Below are 16,001 nucleotides of genomic sequence, written 5' to 3' on the forward strand. Positions count from 1 at the left end.
CTACGTCACGCCAGCCCAATATGGATCGGCGATTACCGCCCCTTCCACACACCCGGACGCTTTTCGACGAATGCTGCCATGCCTTCGCTCTTGTCCTCTGTGGCGGTCAGAATCTGGAACAGGCGGCGTTCGGTAAGCAGGCCCTGATTAAGGCCGGTTTCAAACGCGATGTTGACCATTTCCTTGTTCACCATGGTGGCCATCATCGGCATCGCGGCAATCGCCGCTGCCGTCTTCAGTGCTTCGGCGACCAGATCGGCGGCGGGAACGACGCGGGACACCAGGCTGGCACGTTCCGCTTCTGCGGCGTCCATCATCCGGCCCGTGAGGCACATGTCCATGGCCTTCGCCTTGCCCACCGCGCGGGTCAGCCGCTGCGATCCGCCCATGCCCGGTGCCACACCCAGCTTGATCTCCGGCTGACCGAATTTAGCGGTGTCCGCCGCGATGATGAAGTCCGCCATCATCGCCAGCTCGCACCCGCCGCCCAGTGCGAAACCGGCGACTGCTGCGATCCACGGCTTGCGCGTCGCGACGACCTTTGACGTCCATTCGGAGAAGAAATCTTCAAGGAAGAAGTCGGCCGCAGGCTTGTCGGCCATTTCCTTGATGTCTGCGCCCGCCGCGAATGCCTTCTCGCTGCCGGTCAGGACGGCGCAACGCTGCGACGGATCGGCATCGTAAGCGGCAAAGGCCGCAATCAAATCCTTCAGCACCTGACCGTTAAGGGCATTCAACGCCTGCGGCCGGTTCAACGTAATCAGCGTCACCGCGTCATGCTGTTCGACGAGGATGGTTTCGTAGCTCATGCGGTTCTGGCTCCAAGTTCAGGCAAAGGTGTCCACTCCTTCTCCGGCGGCAATGGCGCGAAGAGCGAGTCGATCAGGTCGTCGGTCACTTCTTCGGGAGTGGCCGGGGTCCATTTCGGCGCATTGTCCTTGTCGAAGATAACGGCGCGCACGCCCTCGACAAAGTCTGGACGGCGAATGACGTGATGGCCGATCCGATATTCATTGCGCATATTGTCGGCAAAGTCCGTGAACTGCGCACCTTCCGCTAATTGGCGAAGCGCGACTTTCACCGTTTGCGGGGATTTGGTCGCGAGCACGGCGATTTGCTTGTTCGCCCATTCCGATCCGTCCGCTGCAAGCGCGGCGAGAATATCCTCATAGCGGTCCGAAGCGAACAGCCGGTCGATGTACGCGCGCTGCCCGTCAAGTTTCGCGGGGGGCGGCGTCTGGTGCGCGGCATCCAGAATCGCCAGCAGGTTCTCAGGATGAGCGACGATCTGCGCTTTTACCGCATCCAGCGTATCGCTCGGCATGTAATGCGATGCCAGGCCGATGGCCAAAGCATCCGCCCCGTCGATCCGCGCCCCGGTCGCCGCCAGCCAAAAGCCGACACGTCCGGGCAGCCGCGGCAGGAACCATCCACCGCCTACATCGGGAAATAAGCCGATACCTGTTTCGGGCATCGCGAACATCGTCCGATCGGTCGCGACTCGATAGCGGCACGGTGCAGCAATGCCGACGCCGCCGCCCATGGTGATGCCATCCATGAACACGAGTGTCGGCTTATCGTAAACGAACAGCAGATGATTCATCCGATATTCGTGGAACAAAAAGGCTTCGGCTTCGACACAGTCGGTCTTCGCACTGTTCGCAATCAACGCAATATCGCCGCCCGCGCAAAAGCCGCGGGACAGTTTAGGATCGCCATCGGGTGCGGCGGCATGGTCGATCATTACGGCTACTACGGCATCGTCATTCCGCCACGCGAGCAGCGCTCGCGTGATGATGTCGACCATCCCCGGCGTCAGCGCATGAATGGCCTTGGGCCGATTGAGGCGGATACGTCCGACGCTGCCTTCAATGAACGTCAGGACATCGGGAAGAACGGCGTCGCTCACTGGCGCACCAACTCGCGGCCGATAATCATCCGCATGACCTGATTGGTGCCCTCAAGGATCGAATGGACGCGCAAGTCGCGCCAGAAGCGTTCGATGGGGTAGTCCTGCAAATAGCCATAGCCGCCATGCAACTGCAGCGCGCGATCGACGACGGACGATCCCGTATCGGTGGCCAGCCGCTTGGCCATGGCAGCAAAGCGCGTCTTGTCCGGCGCGTTCTCCGTCACTTTCACTGCTGCTGCGTAGAGCAGCGTCCGTGCAGCCTGCAATTCGGTCTCCATGTCCGCCAGTGTGAATTGCGTATTCTGGAAGTCGGCAATGGCCTGCCCAAATTGCTTGCGATCCTTGGTATAGGCAATCGCTTCGTCGAGGCATCGTTGCCCCCCGCCCAGCGAGCAGGCGCCAATGTTCAGACGCCCGCCGTCGAGACCCATCATCGCAATCCGAAAGCCTTCGCCTTCGCCGCCGACGCGGTTCTCGACCGGGACGCGCACAGCATCGAAATTCACCTGCGCAGTGGGTTGCGAGTGCCAGCCCAGCTTGCGCTCGTTCGCGCCGAAGCTGACGCCCTCCATGTCCTTTTCGATGACAAGGCAACTGATGCCCTTGGGCCCGTCCTCACCCGTGCGGACCATGACGACATAGATTTCATTCTGACCGCCACCAGAAATGAACTGCTTGGACCCGGTGACGACATAGTGATCGCCATCCCGCACTGCCTTGGTCTTCAGCGCAGCCGCATCGGAGCCAGACCCCGCTTCGGTGAGGCAATAGCTGCCCAGCGTGTCCATCGACACCATGGCAGGCAGATATTTGTCCTTCACTGCCTGCGCGCCGAACCGGTCGATCATCCACGCGGCCATATTGTGGATAGAGATAAACGCGCTGGTTGAAGGACAGCCATAGGCCATGGCTTCCATTATGAGCGCCGATTCCAGCCGCCCCAGCCCAATGCCGCCGGATTCCTCAGACACGTAAATCGCGCCAAAGCCCAGCTCGGCCGCAGCCTTGATCGCGTCGCGCGGGAAGATATGCTTTTCGTCCCATTCGGCGGCGAAGGGCGTGATGGCGTCAGCGGTGAACCGCCGGGCCAGTTCCTGTATTTCGCGCTGATCGTCGGTTAGGTCGAATTGGGTCATGGTAAGTCGGTTGTCCTGCGGAAGGGAAGGGCGATCAGTCGCACTTTTGGTGACGATATGTCCCGGATGGGTCTTGCTCGGTCCGTACCAGCGTTGTGCCACCTTCATCCAGTGCCAGCGTCATCGTCTTGGTCCAGCTTTGTCCCTCACCGGTAAAGGCGAAGGTGGCTTTCACTTCAGTCGGCGACACGCCTTCGATGCTTTCAAGACGCCCCATGGATTCGTAGAATTTGAGCGCGTCGGGCGTGACAGTGACCAATCCTTTTGCGTCGTCCCGGCTCGGATCGCAATCGTTCCGGGCCATGCCCCACCGGCCAAGGAACGCCGTAGGAATTTCCTTGATCGCCGGGCTGACACTGTTCGCTGGGGGCGCGATATTGGCGTCGGGTTCGCCGATAGTTTCGACGCTGTCGACACCATTGACCGCACCGGCTCCATTCTCGCTCACCGGCGCGTCGGCTGGCTTCTGACACGCCGCCAATGCCAAAGTCGCAGCGGTTGTCAGCAACAGGCTGGAAAAAGTGCGAAGTCTCATTACGGCGTTCTCCAAAGGGTAAGGCCGGACCATGACGGTCCGGCTCACCTGTCACCCCATTGTGGGGATGACGAACGCATTGCTACCATCGGCGCTGCCATCGGGCCAGCGTTGGGTGATGGTCTTCACCTTGGTCCAGAACTTTACGCCTTCCATGCCGTGCTGGTTGGTGTCGCCAAATGCCGAGCGTTTCCAACCACCAAAGGTGTGGTAGGCGACCGGCACCGGGATCGGCACGTTGATGCCGACCATGCCCACATCGACGCGGCTGGCGAATTCGCGCGCGGCGTGACCGTTGCGCGTGAAGATCGCGACGCCATTGCCATATTGATGCTGGCTGGGCAGCGCGAGGGCTTCCTCAAAGCTGTCGGCGCGGACGATCTGCAGCACGGGGCCGAAGATTTCTTCCTTATAGGCTTCCATCGTCGGCTTCACATGGTCGAACAATGTCGGGCCGACGAAGAAGCCTTCTTCATGTCCTTGCAGGCTGAAGCCGCGACCGTCGATGACCAGTTCCGCGCCTTCCTCGACGCCCTTGGTGATCCATGCTTCGACCTTCGCCTTGTGGGCGGCCGTCACGACAGGGCCGTAATGGGCTTCGTTGTCGGTCGAAATGCCGACACGCAGTGCATTGATCGCGGGGATCAGCTTTTCTCGCAGCGCAATCGCCGTCTTCTCGCCCACCGGGGTGACGACCGGAAGCGCCATGCAGCGTTCGCCTGCCGAGCCGAAGGCAGCACCGGACAGATCGTTGACCACCTGATCGAGATCCGCGTCAGGCAGGACGATGCCGTGGTTCTTGGCGCCGCCCATCGCCTGCACGCGCTTGCCCGCATCGACGCCGCGCTTGTACACATAATGCGCGATGTCGGAGGAGCCGACGAAGCTGACCGCCTTGATGTCCGGATGGTCGAGGATCGCGTCGACCATTTCCTTGTCGCCTTGCAGCACCTGCAGAATGCCATCCGGCAGGCCGGCTTCGCTGAACAGTTCGGCCAGGCGCACAGGCACCGAAGGATCACGCTCCGAAGGCTTCAGGATGAATGCATTGCCAGTCGCGATGGCAACGCCGGACATCCACAGCGGGATCATGCCGGGGAAGTTGAACGGCGTGATGCCTGCACCGATGCCGAGTGGCTGGCGGAAGGAATAGACGTCGATGCCCGGTCCTGCGCCCTGCGTATATTCGCCCTTCAATACATGCGGAATGCCGCAGCAGAATTCGATGACTTCCAGACCGCGCTGAATGTCGCCCTTGGAGTCAGCAATGACCTTGCCATGTTCGGACGAGAGCATATGCGCCAGCTCGTCCATGTTCTTCTCGACCAGCGCCTTGAAGTTGAACATGACACGCGCGCGACGCTGCGGGTTGGTAGCGGCCCAGCCCGGTTGCGCCTTCTTGGCGACGGCCACGACAGCATCCAGCACGGCGCGATCGCCCAGCTCGACGCGCGCCTGCACGCCGCCATTATTGGGATCGAAAACATCGCTGTAGCGCGCGGGTCCGGTGGCGGTGGGCAATACGACCGACGGGGCCAGCTTGTGCGTAATCTCGCGCATTTCTCGTCATCCTCTCGACTCGGAAACTTATGGAGTGTTTTTGCGCCATTGCGTAATTGCATGCAATGGCGCAGATATGCAGCGCTGCGCTGCAATTATGCAGGTTTCCGATCCTGAAATAATGGGGCGAGTGTTCGAGGTTCGACTGGGGCGATCTGCGCATATTCCTCGCCGTCGCGTGCGTGCAAGATCGCGCCAGCCGCGCGACTGCTCGGCATCGACGCAACCGCGATCCGCGCCTCGTTCGGCTCATGCGCGACCGGATCGAAATCGTGCGCCGTTTCCGGTTGGGCACACATGAGGACTTGAGGAGCCTTGCGCGGATCGCCGCAGTGGCGCAATGGCTACATCAGCGTGTTACGACGCTTGGCGTTCCGCCTGCGCCACGATAATGGAACACATAACAGGGTCGCCACGGAGCGTTTGCAACTTGCCAATCCATTCCAAGCCCAAACGATTTCGCGCCATCGCGCTTCACGATGGCCGGACGGTAGCAACCGAATATCTGAATTTCATCGCCGCTTGGGTGAAAAAGCCGCGCCAGACGGCGTCGGTGGTGCCGAGCAGCCGCTATCTTGCGCGCATGATGGTGCGCGGACTGGACCCGGCCGGGGGGCGCGTGCTGGAACTTGGCGGTGGCACTGGCGTGTTTACCCGCGCCATCCTGTTCACCGGCCTTCCCGCCGATCAGCTTGAGGTCGTGGAAATCAACCCCGGCTTCGCGCGCAGCCTGAAACGCCATTTCCCGCAGACGTCGATTTTGGAAGTGCCGGCACAGAATGTCGCGGCACATGCGGCGGGGGAGCGTGGCTCTTATCAGATGGTGGTGAGCGGCCTGCCCCTTCTGGCGATGGACAAGAGCGCGCATGTTGCAATCCTGTCCGAAGCCTTCGCCATGCTGCGACCGGGCGGCAGCTTCGTGCAGTTTACCTACTCCCTGCGTCCGCCCGTTTCGCAATCGGTGCTGGATGCGCTCGATCTGGACGTCGTGCGCGTTGGCCAGACCGTCCGTAATTTCCCGCCCGCCACGGTATTTCGCTTCGTCCGTCGCGGCGAATGAGCGACTATTATGATGTGATCATACTCGGCGCAGGCGGCGCCGGGCTGATGTGCGCCGCCGTTGCGGGGCAGCGTGGCAAGCGGGTGCTGGTAATCGATCATGCCGATGCGCCGGGCAAGAAAATCCTGATTTCCGGCGGCGGTCGCTGTAACTTCACCAACGTCAACACGGTGGCGGACCGGTATCTGTCAGCCAATCCGCATTTCGTGAAGTCTGCGCTGGGTCGCTATTCTCCGGCAGACTTCATCGCGCTGGTCGAGAAATACGGCATCGCCTTCCACGAAAAGGCGTTGGGGCAACTCTTCTGCGACGGTTCTGCACGGCAGATCGTCGCCATGCTGCTGGAGGAATGCGCGAAGGGCCGGGTGGAGATCGCTTTGGGCGACGCCATCACCGAAGTAACCCATGCCGACGCGCATTATCGCGTGACCTTCGGCGCACGCACCGTGTCCGCGCCTGCCCTCGTCATCGCGACAGGCGGACCGTCCATCCCCAAAATGGGCGCCACAGGCTTCGCCTACGACCTCGCCCGCCAATTTGGCATGAAAGTGGTCGAGCCGCGTCCGGCGCTGGTGCCGTTTACGCTGGGGGGCGATGAAACCCTGTTCCGCGATCTGTCGGGCGTCTCCGCCGATGTCGTGGCGCGTTGCGGCAAGGTGGGGTTCCGCGAAGCGGCGCTTTTCACGCACAGGGGGCTATCTGGCCCCGCGATCCTGCAAATATCGTCCTATTGGCGGCATGGCGAACCTGTCGCCATCGACTTCCTGCCCGCCAACGGCACCGAATGGCTGGTGGAAGCGAAGCGTACCAAACCGCGCGCAACGGTGCGGTCCGCGCTGGCGTCGGCCTTGCCCGACCGCCTCGCCGAAACTCTGGCGGAACGGCTGGCGCTGTCCGGCGATCTGGCCAGCCAGACCGACAAGGCATTGACGGCGGCGGCGCAGCGCCTGTCCGCATGGCAATTCCACCCCAACGGCACCGAAGGCTTTGCCAAGGCCGAAGTCACCCTGGGCGGAATCAGCACCGCCGATCTGTCGTCGCAGACCATGGAATCCCGCAAAAATCCTGGCCTTTACGCCATCGGAGAAGCCGTTGACGTAACAGGTTGGTTAGGGGGCTATAATTTTCAGTGGGCATGGGCTAGTGGGTGGGCAGCCGGGCAGGCTCTTTAGCGCACGCTGCCCCGGAGTGATTTCAGGCCGGAGAAGCATTTTCCCGTCGGGTATAAAGCCCTGACGATACGGAACATGCTGTAAAACATAAGAAAAATGGGGGACCGGCCGTTCCGACGTCACATGTCATAATTCCAGCCGTTGCGGCGTGCCAAACTGATTCGAGTATGTAATGCCCTTCACGACTCTGCCCAAGCTTCTTTCAGAGGCTCTCTCTTCCCGTGGCTATGCTGAGCCTACCCCGGTTCAGGCCGCAGTCCTCGAACCCGAAGCGCTCGGTCGCGACCTCGTCGTCTCCGCGCAGACCGGCTCCGGCAAGACCGTCGCTTTCGGTCTCGCGATGGCAGGCGATCTGCTGAATGCCGAAGGCTTCGCGATGCCAACGCAAAAGCCACTCGCGCTCATCATCGCGCCGACCCGCGAACTGGCCCTGCAGGTCAGCCGTGAGTTGATCTGGCTCTATGGCCCCACCGGCGCGCGCATCGCGACCTGTGTCGGCGGCATGGATGCTTCGAAAGAGCGTCGTAACCTCAGCCAAGGCGCTCAGATCGTCGTCGGTACGCCGGGCCGTCTGCGCGATCACCTTGAGCGTGGCGCGCTCGACCTTGCTCAACTGCGCGCCGCCGTGCTCGACGAAGCCGACGAAATGCTCGACATGGGTTTCCGTGAAGATCTCGAACAGATCCTCGACGCCACCCCCGAAGGCCGCCGCACGCTGCTGTTCTCGGCCACCATGCCCAAGCCGATTGTGGCGCTGGCCAAGCGCTATCAGAAGGATGCACTGCGCATCTCGACCGTGGGTGAAGATCGCGGTCATGGCGACATCAGCTATCAGGCTGTGACCGTCGCGCCTGCCGACATCGAAAACGCCTGCGTCAATCTTCTCCGTTTCCATGAAGCGGAAACGGCGATGCTGTTCTGCGCCACGCGCGACAATGTCCGCCACCTTCACGCCGGTCTGACCGAGCGTGGCTTCGCCGTGGTCGCCTTGTCCGGTGAGCATAGCCAGAACGAGCGTAACGCTGCGCTGCAGGCCCTGCGTGATCGTCGCGCTCGCGTCTGCGTCGCGACCGACGTTGCCGCGCGCGGGATCGATTTGCCCACGCTCAGCCTCGTCGTCCATGTCGAACTCCCCCGCGACGCCGAAACGCTCCAGCATCGCTCGGGCCGTACGGGTCGTGCAGGCAAGAAGGGGACCGCCGTGCTGCTGGTCCCTTATCCCCGCCGCAAGCGTGTCGAATCGATGCTGCGCGGCGCAAAGATCAATGCAGAATGGATCGGCGCACCGACGCCTGAGGACATTCGCCGCAACGACCGCGAACGCCTGATAGCCACACTGCTTGAACCGGTGGAAATCGACGAGGAAGATCGCGAACTGGCAAAGCGCGTGCTGGCCGAACGCAGTGCGGAGGATATCGCCGCCGCTCTCGTGCGTGTCCATCGCGCCCGTATGCCTGCACCCGAAGAACTGCTGGACGGTGCGCAGTCGCCCCAGCGCAACGACGGCCCGCGTCCTGGCTTTGAGGATACTGTCTGGTTCCGCATGAACATCGGGCGCAAGGACAATGCCGATCCGCGCTGGATCTTGCCGCTGCTCTGTCGCCGCGGACATATCACGCGCGGTGAAATCGGCGCGATCCGTCTCGCCGCCAGCGAAACCCTGTTCGAAATCCCGCGCCCTGTCGCCGGGCGCTTCATGACCGCAGTCAACCGGACGGCAGGCGACGATCCAGATGGCGAAGGCGCAGTGCTGATCGAGGAAGTGAAGGGCGGTACGCCGCGCGATGAAGCGCGCAGCAATCGTCGCAACGACGGTCCGCCGCCGCGTCGCTATGACGCTGCGCCGACCGAGCGCAAGCAACTCGGCACACGCCCCAGCGGCAATGGTGGCGGCGGCAAGCCATTTGGCGGTCGTCCCGGCGGTTCGGGTGGACCCGGCGGCCCCGGCGGCGGTCGTCCGACATTCCGCGGCAAGCCCGGCGGCGGTGGCAAGCCCTTCGCAGGCAAGCCACGCGGCGGTCGTCCGGGCTAACCAGACCTGTTCCCAATAACACGTCATCCCCGCCTGTGTGGGGATGACGACATCTGAGGTTTCCGTATGCCGCGCATCCTCGTCGATGCAGACGCCTGCCCGGTAAAAGACGAAATCTACCGCGTGGCCTATCGCCACGAGGTCGCCGTGACGATCGTCAGCAACAGCCCGATCCGCGTTCCCGCCCATCCGCTCATCGACCGCATCGTAGTAAGCGATGGCTTTGACGCAGCGGATGACTGGATCGCGGAGAAGGCAGCGGCTGACGCCATCGTCATCACGGCAGACATCCTGCTCGCCGACCGCTGCCTCAAAGTAGGTGCCACCGTCATCGGCAACAACGGCAAGCCTTTCACGCTGAGCTCCATCGGTGCGGCCATCGCTACCCGTGCGATCATGGCCGATCTGCGCGCAGACGGCACCGCTATCGGCGGGCCGCCACCCTTCGGCAAAACGGATCGCTCCCGCTTCCTTCAGTCGCTCGACGAAGCCATCGTGAAAATGAAGCGTGGGCGATAGCGCCCTTAGTTTTTTAGTTTCTTCCTGATCGGCTTGCAGCCTTTTGAGGGGCACAACCGCCAGATCCCTTCGCCGACCGGCGTTTCTTCAATGCCACTAACGGCAGGCAAACGCCCCGGCTGCGCGCCACCCTTGCCTTGCAAGGCCAGCTTGAGATCCTCTGCTGCCTCGGGGCTATCGAGGAAGTCGTTATGGCCGATGCCCTTCCGGCTCACGGCTGTCGTGTCGATGACATCCACAACGGGGGAGGGTTTGGGGTAACAACGCTGATATTTGTCCTTGGTCAGGCAGAACGGGCTGCCAAGGCGGGGATAATGGTGCAGACCGCGCGACACCCGGATCGCGCCGTCCTTGCCGGACATATACACTGTATAATGGCGTTGGCCGCTGGCAATGCCGGGGCGACCGGGAATACCCTGTATGATCTGGCCAAAGCGTTCGCGGTCAACGTCCGGCGACGCCAGGATCACCGTCTTCACTTTCGCCAGGCCTGCGGCATCCAGCATTTCCATTGCATCGATCACGCTGCGCGCGCCCATCGAATGGCCGACCAGAACGATCTCTCTTACCGCCGCGTCCGCCGCCAGCCGCCGAATCATCACGTTCAGATAGGCTTGCGACCAGTCGATATTGGTTTCGTCCCACAGATAGCGGAGGGCGGCGTTCTGCGACGGCCATGTGAAGAGGATCGCCGGTCCCTTGAACTCCCCTGCCACCCGCATCATCCGAAGCCGCGCAGCAGGGGATGCGAAGTTGTTGTTATATCCATGCACAAACAGGAGCACGCGGCCATTGCCCCGGACGAGCTGCTGGCCCAGCGTATCCCACCAATCGCCCTCTGCCGCCATATTCGGCACGACCGGATCGCCCGGCTTTACCGCTTCGGATGCGTCGTACCAGCCCAGACGGATCGTGTTGGCCCGTTCGGTGGACATATCGAACGTTCCGGTGCGACAGTCGGGCAGGCGCGTCGTGGCGAACAGCAATGGCCCCGTGCCTTGATCCGTCGTCGGGGCAGGGATTGGCGTCGCCACGCAATCCTTCACCCATGCAGCGGGGTCAGGCGGGGGCAGGTGGGTGGCGCAAGCGGACAAGAGAAGCAGCAAGCTGGGTGGCAGCAGGACTGAAAGGCGCTTCATAAGATGATCGTCCGCATATTGGTTTCTGTCGCTGTTCAATGTTTCGGGCGTTTCCGCAAGAGCGGCGCCTTTGGGCTAGCTGGCTTTATGCGGCACGATGGGTTGTAAATCGCTACCTTCGCCTTATTTTTGGACCCTCATACAAGGGGCATTCGCCACAGCATGGCATCCATCATACACATATCCGGCTTAACGAAGCGCTACGCTTCGGGACACGTCGCGCTGCACGGTGTCGATCTGGAGATTGAGGAGGGCGAGATATTCGCACTGCTCGGTCCCAATGGCGCGGGTAAGACGACGCTTATCTCGATCATTTGCGGCAATGTGAACGGCAGCGAAGGCACGGTCACCGTGGCGGGACACGACACTGTCCGGGATTATCGCGGGGCGCGGTCTGCCATCGGGCTGGTGCCGCAGGAATTGCACACCGATCAGTTCGAAAAAGTCATTTCGACGGTGCGGTTCAGCCGGGGCCTGTTCGGCAAGCCCCGCAACGATGCGCTGATCGAGAAAATCCTGCGCGACCTGTCCCTGTGGGACAAGCGCGATTCGAAAATCATGGAATTGTCCGGCGGGATGAAGCGGCGGGTCATGATCGCAAAGGCATTGTCCCACGAACCGCGCGTGCTGTTCCTCGATGAGCCGACGGCGGGCGTAGACGTGGAGTTGCGGCGCGATATGTGGGCACTGGTCCGGCAACTGCGGGAAACCGGCGTCACCATCATCCTGACGACGCATTATATTGAGGAAGCCGAGGAAATGGCCGACCGCGTGGGCGTCATCAATCGCGGCCAGCTTATCCTCGTCGAAGAAAAAGCCACGCTGATGCAAAAGCTGGGGAAGAAGACGCTGACCATCATGCTCGCCGAACCGCTTGCGTCCATTCCATCGGACCTTGCCGAATGGGATGTGGCATTGAAGGCGGAGGGCCATGAACTGGAATATCTCTTCGATACCCATGCTGAGCGCACCGGCGTTTCCTCTCTCCTGCGGCGGCTGGGCGATCTCGGCATCGCGTACAAGGACCTGAACACGCGGCAGAGCAGCCTGGAGGATATTTTCGTGGGCCTTGTCCATGCACCGGCAGAGGGGGCGGCAGCATGATCCACTTCAGCTTTAATTCCGTTCGCGCGATTTACACGTTCGAACTCGCACGCTTCGGGCGCACCATCCTCACCAGCCTTGCGACGCCGGTCATCACGACCTCACTGTACTTCATCGTCTTCGGCTCCGCGATCGGCAGCCAGATGAAGGAGATCGACGGCATCCCTTATGGTGCGTTCATCGTTCCCGGCCTGATCATGCTGTCGATGTTCACCGAAAGCATCTTCAACTCCAGCTTTGGTATCTACATGCCCAAGTTTACTGGCACGATATACGAGCTGCTATCCGCGCCCGTATCGGCGCTGGAAACGGTCGTCGCGTATGTCGGGGCGGCCGCGACCAAATCCCTGATTCTTGGCCTCATCATTTTCGCGACGGCGCATCTCTTCGTTGCCCTGCCTATCGCGCACCCTGTGCTGATGGTCTGCTTTCTCGTGCTGATCGCCGTCACCTTCTGCCTGTTCGGCTTCATTCTGGGGATATGGGCGCAGAGTTTCGAGCAGCTTCAGGTGATTCCGCTCCTCGTCGTCACCCCGATGACGTTCCTGGGCGGTGCCTTCTATTCGATCCAGATGCTGCCGGAGCCATGGCGGACGATCACCCTGTTCAATCCGGTTGTGTACCTGATCAGCGGGTTCCGCTGGACCTTCTTCGATAAGGGCGACGTCAGCATCGGCTGGAGCATGGGGATCGTTGCCGCCATGCTCGTCCTCTGCCTCGCGATCATCACATGGATGTTCAACACGGGCTATCGGCTCAAAAAGTAACGGCGCCCTCCCGGGGGGAGAGCGCCGCGAATTTTGATGATCGGAGATCGCGTCAGGCGGAGCGATGCTCGCCCTTCACCCAGCGTACCGTACCGGAGCTGGCGCGCATCACGACGCTTTCGGTCGTCATCTTGCCACCCGGCAGACGCTTCACGCCGGCCAGCAGCGAGCCGTCGGTCACGCCAGTTGCGGCAAAGATGCAATCGCCGATTGCCAGTTCCTTCAGGTCGTAGATCTTGTCGAGGTCGGTGATGCCCCATTTGCGAGCGCGGCCACGCTCGTCATCGTTGCGGAACAACAGGCGACCCTTGAACTGCCCACCGACGCAACGCAGCGCTGCGCAGGCCAGCACGCCTTCGGGTGCGCCGCCCGAACCCATATACATATCGATGGTCGTTTCCGGATTGGTGGTCGCGATCACACCGGCAACGTCGCCGTCCGGGATCAGCATGATGCCGCAGCCGATGGCGCGCAGTTCACCGATCAGCTTTTCGTGGCGCGGACGGTCCAGCACGCAGACGATGATATCGCCCGGCTCAACACCCTTGTGCGCGGCGACGGCTTCGACATTCTCACGCACCGACTTGTTCATGTCGATGATGCCTTCGGGATAGCCGGGGCCGACAGCCAGCTTTTCCATATAGACGTCCGGCGCGTTCAAAAGACCGCCTTCTTCGGAGATTGCCAGCACGGCCAGCGCGTTGGGACCGGCCTTCGCGGTGATCGTCGTGCCTTCCAGCGGGTCGAGCGCGATGTCGATCTTCGGGCCGGTGCCGATGGCATTGCCGACCTTTTCACCGATGTAGAGCATCGGGGCTTCGTCGCGCTCGCCTTCGCCGATGACGACAGTGCCGTCCATGTAAAGGTCGTTGAAGGCGATTCGCATCGCTTCGACGGCGGCGGCATCGGCGGCCTTTTCGTCGCCGCGGCCGATTAGCTTGGATGCGGCGATGGCCGCTGCTTCGGTGACTCGCACCATTTCAAGCACCAATACGCGATCCAGGATCGAACTAGCCTGCATATCCTAAGCCCCTTTAAACTGTCTGTAATCGTTGCTGCACGTGGGTAAGCCGATAGGCGGTGCGTCCATCCTTGTCGAGAACGGGATTCGATAAGATGTGGCATGATGTGCGTCATATTGCTGCCATGAACCAGCGGCAAAACGACGAAATGGTGGAAAAACGCAGTGTCGCACACATAGCGATGGCAGGAGCGCCATTCCTCGCGGCCATCGTTCCGGGCGTCGGCTTTGCGCAGAGTGCGTCGGACGATGCCATCATGGCTGCCTATCGCGACAAAACCCAAATCGTCCGCCCCTGCCGACGCGATCCGGGCAGCATCGTCGTCTGCGGTAGCAGAGCGGAACGCAACGCCCGTGAACGAATCCCGCTACCCGAAGAACGCGACGCGGCGCAGAGCGGTATCGTCCGGAATGAGGCACCGCGGGCATCGGCAGCTAAAGTCCGCGAAGGCGCCTGCGGGATTACGATAAACGCCTATACAACGTGCACGGGCGGATGGTCTGGCGCAAAAATGCTGGATGGCCTCGTAAAAGGGATCACCGCGCTGGCCGATCCGGACGCCGACCTCGCCGCGCCGCCCGCTTTGCCGAAGCAGTTCGAAGGCGCAACGCCCCCCTGACCTCAATCCAATATGTGCATCACCATAGGCTGATCGAGCAGACTGTCCGACCCCGCCAGCCGCGCCAGCGTGTCGGCGATGCAGCGTTCCTGCCCTGCATGGGTGACTATGGCGACGAGGACGCCGCCGTCATTGGCCGCGGCGGTCCCGCGCTGGATCATGCTTTCGATGGAAACGCCTGCGTCGCGCGTCGCTGCGGCGATCTCCGCCAGCACGCCCGGACGATCCGCAACCTGGAAGCGCAGATAGCTGCGCCCGATTCGCGCACCTGCATCGGCCTTGGTCTGATCCGCCAGCGACGCGACGGGCATCGCGAACGCATCGCCATATTCGTCCCGCGCCACGTCGATAAGGTCTGCGACCACGGCTGAGGCAGTCGGGCCATCGCCTGCGCCCGCGCCTTGAAAGAACAGGCGACCGACGAAATTGCCTTCCGCCACGACCGCATTCAGCGATCCATCGACATGCGCCAGCGGATGGTTGAGTGGCACCAGCATCGGGTGCACCCGCTGGAACAGGCCTTCCGCACCGTTCTGCGCCATGCCGACCAGACGGATTCGGAACCCAAGCGCAGCCGCTTCCGCAATATCCGCAGCGATCACATGGCGAATCCCGGTGATGTCGACACCGCCGAAGTCGAGCCGCGTGCCGAACGCCAGACTGGCCAGAATCGACAGCTTATGGGCCGCATCGACGCCATCTATGTCGAAACTGGGGTCGGCTTCGGCATAGCCCAATGCCTGCGCGTCCTTCAGCACTTCGGTAAAGTCGCGTGGATTGCCTGCTTCCTGGGCCTTTTCCATAGTCGTCAGGATGTAATTGCAGGTGCCGTTCAGGATGCCATAGACGCGGCCGATCTCATTCGCCGCAGCGCCTTCGCGCAGTCCCTTGATGACCGGAATGCCGCCTGCAACTGCCGCTTCATATTTCAGGGCAACGCCTGCGGTTTCGGCAGCGCCCGCCAGCGCCAGTCCGTGATGCGCGATCATCGCCTTGTTCGCGGTGACGAAAGGCTTGCCTGCCGCCAGACATTGCCGCGCCAATGTGAGCGCCGGACCGTCTGCCCCGCCGATCAGCTCGACTACGGCATCGACATCGGCCCGCTGGACCAGACTCGTCATATCGTCCACCCATTCATAGGCGGACAGATCGATACCCCGATCCTTGGTCCTGTCGCGCGCCGAAATCGCCACGATCTGAATCGGTCGTCCCGACCGTCGGGCAATTAGTGCGCCGTTGGTCTCCAGCAACCGGATCACGCCGCCGCCTACCGTGCCGAGGCCGACTATGGCCACGCGCAGCGGTTTCAGCCCATTTGACCGTTGATCCGTCATACTGTTTCCCGTCCCTCAAACGCCGGTCTGTAACGATTGGCGGCGCTGATAGACGGGGGGACAGCGTTTTCCAAGGGCTATCGATACGCG

At 61.9% G+C, this 16,001-nt stretch carries 16 protein-coding genes; 7 read left to right on the plus strand and 9 right to left on the minus strand.

Features of this window, described 5'->3' with window-relative positions; translation table 11 throughout:
- Positions 1–32: 32 nt before the first annotated feature.
- The 6 genes from LQ220_RS02940 to LQ220_RS02965 all read right to left on the minus strand — a co-directional run bounded on the left by LQ220_RS02940 (position 33) and on the right by LQ220_RS02965 (position 5,442).
- Positions 33–809, minus strand: a complete 777-nt coding sequence (locus tag LQ220_RS02940; protein WP_230186771.1) for an enoyl-CoA hydratase-related protein — start codon at positions 807–809, stop codon at positions 33–35.
- Positions 806–1,909 (minus strand): enoyl-CoA hydratase/isomerase family protein, encoded by a 1,104-nt coding sequence (locus tag LQ220_RS02945; RefSeq protein WP_230186772.1) that lies wholly within the window; start codon positions 1,907–1,909, stop codon positions 806–808. The genes LQ220_RS02940 and LQ220_RS02945 overlap by 4 nt, the downstream gene beginning before the upstream one ends.
- The gene (locus LQ220_RS02950) at positions 1,906–3,048 is read right to left on the minus strand and encodes an acyl-CoA dehydrogenase family protein (protein WP_230186773.1); all 1,143 of its coding nucleotides are present in this window, start codon (positions 3,046–3,048) and stop codon (positions 1,906–1,908) included. Before LQ220_RS02950 ends, LQ220_RS02945 begins: the two co-directional genes overlap by 4 nt.
- A gap of 34 nt (positions 3,049–3,082) precedes the next feature.
- On the minus strand, positions 3,083–3,583 hold the full coding sequence (locus LQ220_RS02955) for a hypothetical protein (RefSeq protein WP_230186774.1): 501 nt from the start codon (positions 3,581–3,583) through the stop codon (positions 3,083–3,085).
- A gap of 51 nt (positions 3,584–3,634) precedes the next feature.
- Positions 3,635–5,143 (minus strand): CoA-acylating methylmalonate-semialdehyde dehydrogenase, encoded by a 1,509-nt coding sequence (locus LQ220_RS02960; protein ID WP_230186775.1) that lies wholly within the window; start codon positions 5,141–5,143, stop codon positions 3,635–3,637.
- A 95-nt stretch (positions 5,144–5,238) separates the two neighbouring features.
- Positions 5,239–5,442 carry a hypothetical protein gene (locus LQ220_RS02965; protein WP_230186776.1) on the minus strand — a complete coding sequence of 68 codons (204 nt, stop codon included), beginning with the start codon at positions 5,440–5,442 and terminating at the stop codon, positions 5,239–5,241.
- Positions 5,443–5,579: 137 nt separating this feature from the next.
- Here LQ220_RS02965 and LQ220_RS02970 point away from each other — a divergent pair, with 137 nt between their 5' ends.
- The 4 genes from LQ220_RS02970 (at position 5,580) to LQ220_RS02985 (ending at position 9,926) form a co-directional block, all read left to right on the plus strand.
- Entirely contained in the window at positions 5,580–6,203 is a 624-nt protein-coding gene (locus LQ220_RS02970) for a methyltransferase domain-containing protein (RefSeq protein WP_230187246.1), read from the plus strand.
- A complete protein-coding gene (locus LQ220_RS02975; protein ID WP_230186777.1) occupies positions 6,200–7,375 on the plus strand; it encodes an NAD(P)/FAD-dependent oxidoreductase in 1,176 nt (391 codons plus the stop codon). Before LQ220_RS02970 ends, LQ220_RS02975 begins: the two co-directional genes overlap by 4 nt.
- Before the next feature lie 172 nt (positions 7,376–7,547).
- Positions 7,548–9,407, plus strand: coding sequence for a DEAD/DEAH box helicase (locus tag LQ220_RS02980; RefSeq protein WP_230186778.1), 1,860 nt, complete (start codon positions 7,548–7,550; stop codon positions 9,405–9,407).
- A gap of 66 nt (positions 9,408–9,473) precedes the next feature.
- The gene (locus tag LQ220_RS02985; protein WP_230186779.1) at positions 9,474–9,926 is read left to right on the plus strand and encodes a YaiI/YqxD family protein; all 453 of its coding nucleotides are present in this window, start codon (positions 9,474–9,476) and stop codon (positions 9,924–9,926) included.
- Positions 9,927–9,931: 5 nt separating this feature from the next.
- Here LQ220_RS02985 and LQ220_RS02990 read toward each other — a convergent pair whose 3' ends face one another.
- Positions 9,932–11,065 (minus strand): alpha/beta fold hydrolase, encoded by a 1,134-nt coding sequence (locus LQ220_RS02990; protein ID WP_230186780.1) that lies wholly within the window; start codon positions 11,063–11,065, stop codon positions 9,932–9,934.
- 162 nt (positions 11,066–11,227) lie between these two features.
- Between LQ220_RS02990 and LQ220_RS02995 the strand changes: the two genes are divergently transcribed.
- Together LQ220_RS02995 and LQ220_RS03000 are read left to right on the plus strand one after the other, a co-directional pair.
- Positions 11,228–12,169 carry an ABC transporter ATP-binding protein gene (locus tag LQ220_RS02995; protein WP_230186781.1) on the plus strand — a complete coding sequence of 314 codons (942 nt, stop codon included), beginning with the start codon at positions 11,228–11,230 and terminating at the stop codon, positions 12,167–12,169.
- Positions 12,166–12,936, plus strand: coding sequence for an ABC transporter permease (locus tag LQ220_RS03000; protein ID WP_230186782.1), 771 nt, complete (start codon positions 12,166–12,168; stop codon positions 12,934–12,936). Before LQ220_RS02995 ends, LQ220_RS03000 begins: the two co-directional genes overlap by 4 nt.
- A gap of 52 nt (positions 12,937–12,988) precedes the next feature.
- Here LQ220_RS03000 and glpX read toward each other — a convergent pair whose 3' ends face one another.
- Positions 12,989–13,957, minus strand: a complete 969-nt coding sequence (gene glpX, locus LQ220_RS03005) for a class II fructose-bisphosphatase (RefSeq protein WP_230186783.1) — start codon at positions 13,955–13,957, stop codon at positions 12,989–12,991.
- Between the two features lie 107 nt (positions 13,958–14,064).
- Between glpX and LQ220_RS03010 the strand changes: the two genes are divergently transcribed.
- Positions 14,065–14,577, plus strand: coding sequence for a hypothetical protein (locus LQ220_RS03010; RefSeq protein WP_230186784.1), 513 nt, complete (start codon positions 14,065–14,067; stop codon positions 14,575–14,577).
- Between the two features lie 2 nt (positions 14,578–14,579).
- Here the strand turns inward: LQ220_RS03010 and LQ220_RS03015 are convergent, their stop codons facing one another.
- Positions 14,580–15,911, minus strand: a complete 1,332-nt coding sequence (locus tag LQ220_RS03015; RefSeq protein ID WP_230186785.1) for a homoserine dehydrogenase — start codon at positions 15,909–15,911, stop codon at positions 14,580–14,582.
- Positions 15,912–16,001 lie beyond the last annotated feature (90 nt).

Origin of the sequence: Sphingobium sp. CECT 9361 (assembly GCF_918741285.1) — a bacterium.
Lineage (GTDB): Bacteria > Pseudomonadota > Alphaproteobacteria > Sphingomonadales > Sphingomonadaceae > Sphingobium.

Excerpts from the sequence above, each read along its gene's own strand:
- LQ220_RS02990 (WP_230186780.1), bottom strand. The coding sequence starts at position 11,065 with ATGAAGCGCCTTTCAGTCCTGCTGCCACCCAGCTTGCTGCTTCTCTTG.
- LQ220_RS02940 (WP_230186771.1), bottom strand. The coding sequence starts at position 809 with ATGAGCTACGAAACCATCCTCGTCGAACAGCATGACGCGGTGACGCTG.
- LQ220_RS03015 (WP_230186785.1), bottom strand. The coding sequence starts at position 15,911 with ATGACGGATCAACGGTCAAATGGGCTGAAACCGCTGCGCGTGGCCATA.
- LQ220_RS02960 (WP_230186775.1), bottom strand. The coding sequence starts at position 5,143 with ATGCGCGAGATTACGCACAAGCTGGCCCCGTCGGTCGTATTGCCCACC.
- LQ220_RS02950 (WP_230186773.1), bottom strand. The coding sequence starts at position 3,048 with ATGACCCAATTCGACCTAACCGACGATCAGCGCGAAATACAGGAACTG.
- LQ220_RS02985 (WP_230186779.1), top strand. The coding sequence starts at position 9,474 with ATGCCGCGCATCCTCGTCGATGCAGACGCCTGCCCGGTAAAAGACGAA.
- glpX (WP_230186783.1), bottom strand. The coding sequence starts at position 13,957 with ATGCAGGCTAGTTCGATCCTGGATCGCGTATTGGTGCTTGAAATGGTG.
- LQ220_RS02965 (WP_230186776.1), bottom strand. The coding sequence starts at position 5,442 with ATGTGTGCCCAACCGGAAACGGCGCACGATTTCGATCCGGTCGCGCAT.
- LQ220_RS02975 (WP_230186777.1), top strand. The coding sequence starts at position 6,200 with ATGAGCGACTATTATGATGTGATCATACTCGGCGCAGGCGGCGCCGGG.
- LQ220_RS03000 (WP_230186782.1), top strand. The coding sequence starts at position 12,166 with ATGATCCACTTCAGCTTTAATTCCGTTCGCGCGATTTACACGTTCGAA.
- LQ220_RS02995 (WP_230186781.1), top strand. The coding sequence starts at position 11,228 with ATGGCATCCATCATACACATATCCGGCTTAACGAAGCGCTACGCTTCG.
- LQ220_RS02955 (WP_230186774.1), bottom strand. The coding sequence starts at position 3,583 with ATGAGACTTCGCACTTTTTCCAGCCTGTTGCTGACAACCGCTGCGACT.
- LQ220_RS02980 (WP_230186778.1), top strand. The coding sequence starts at position 7,548 with ATGCCCTTCACGACTCTGCCCAAGCTTCTTTCAGAGGCTCTCTCTTCC.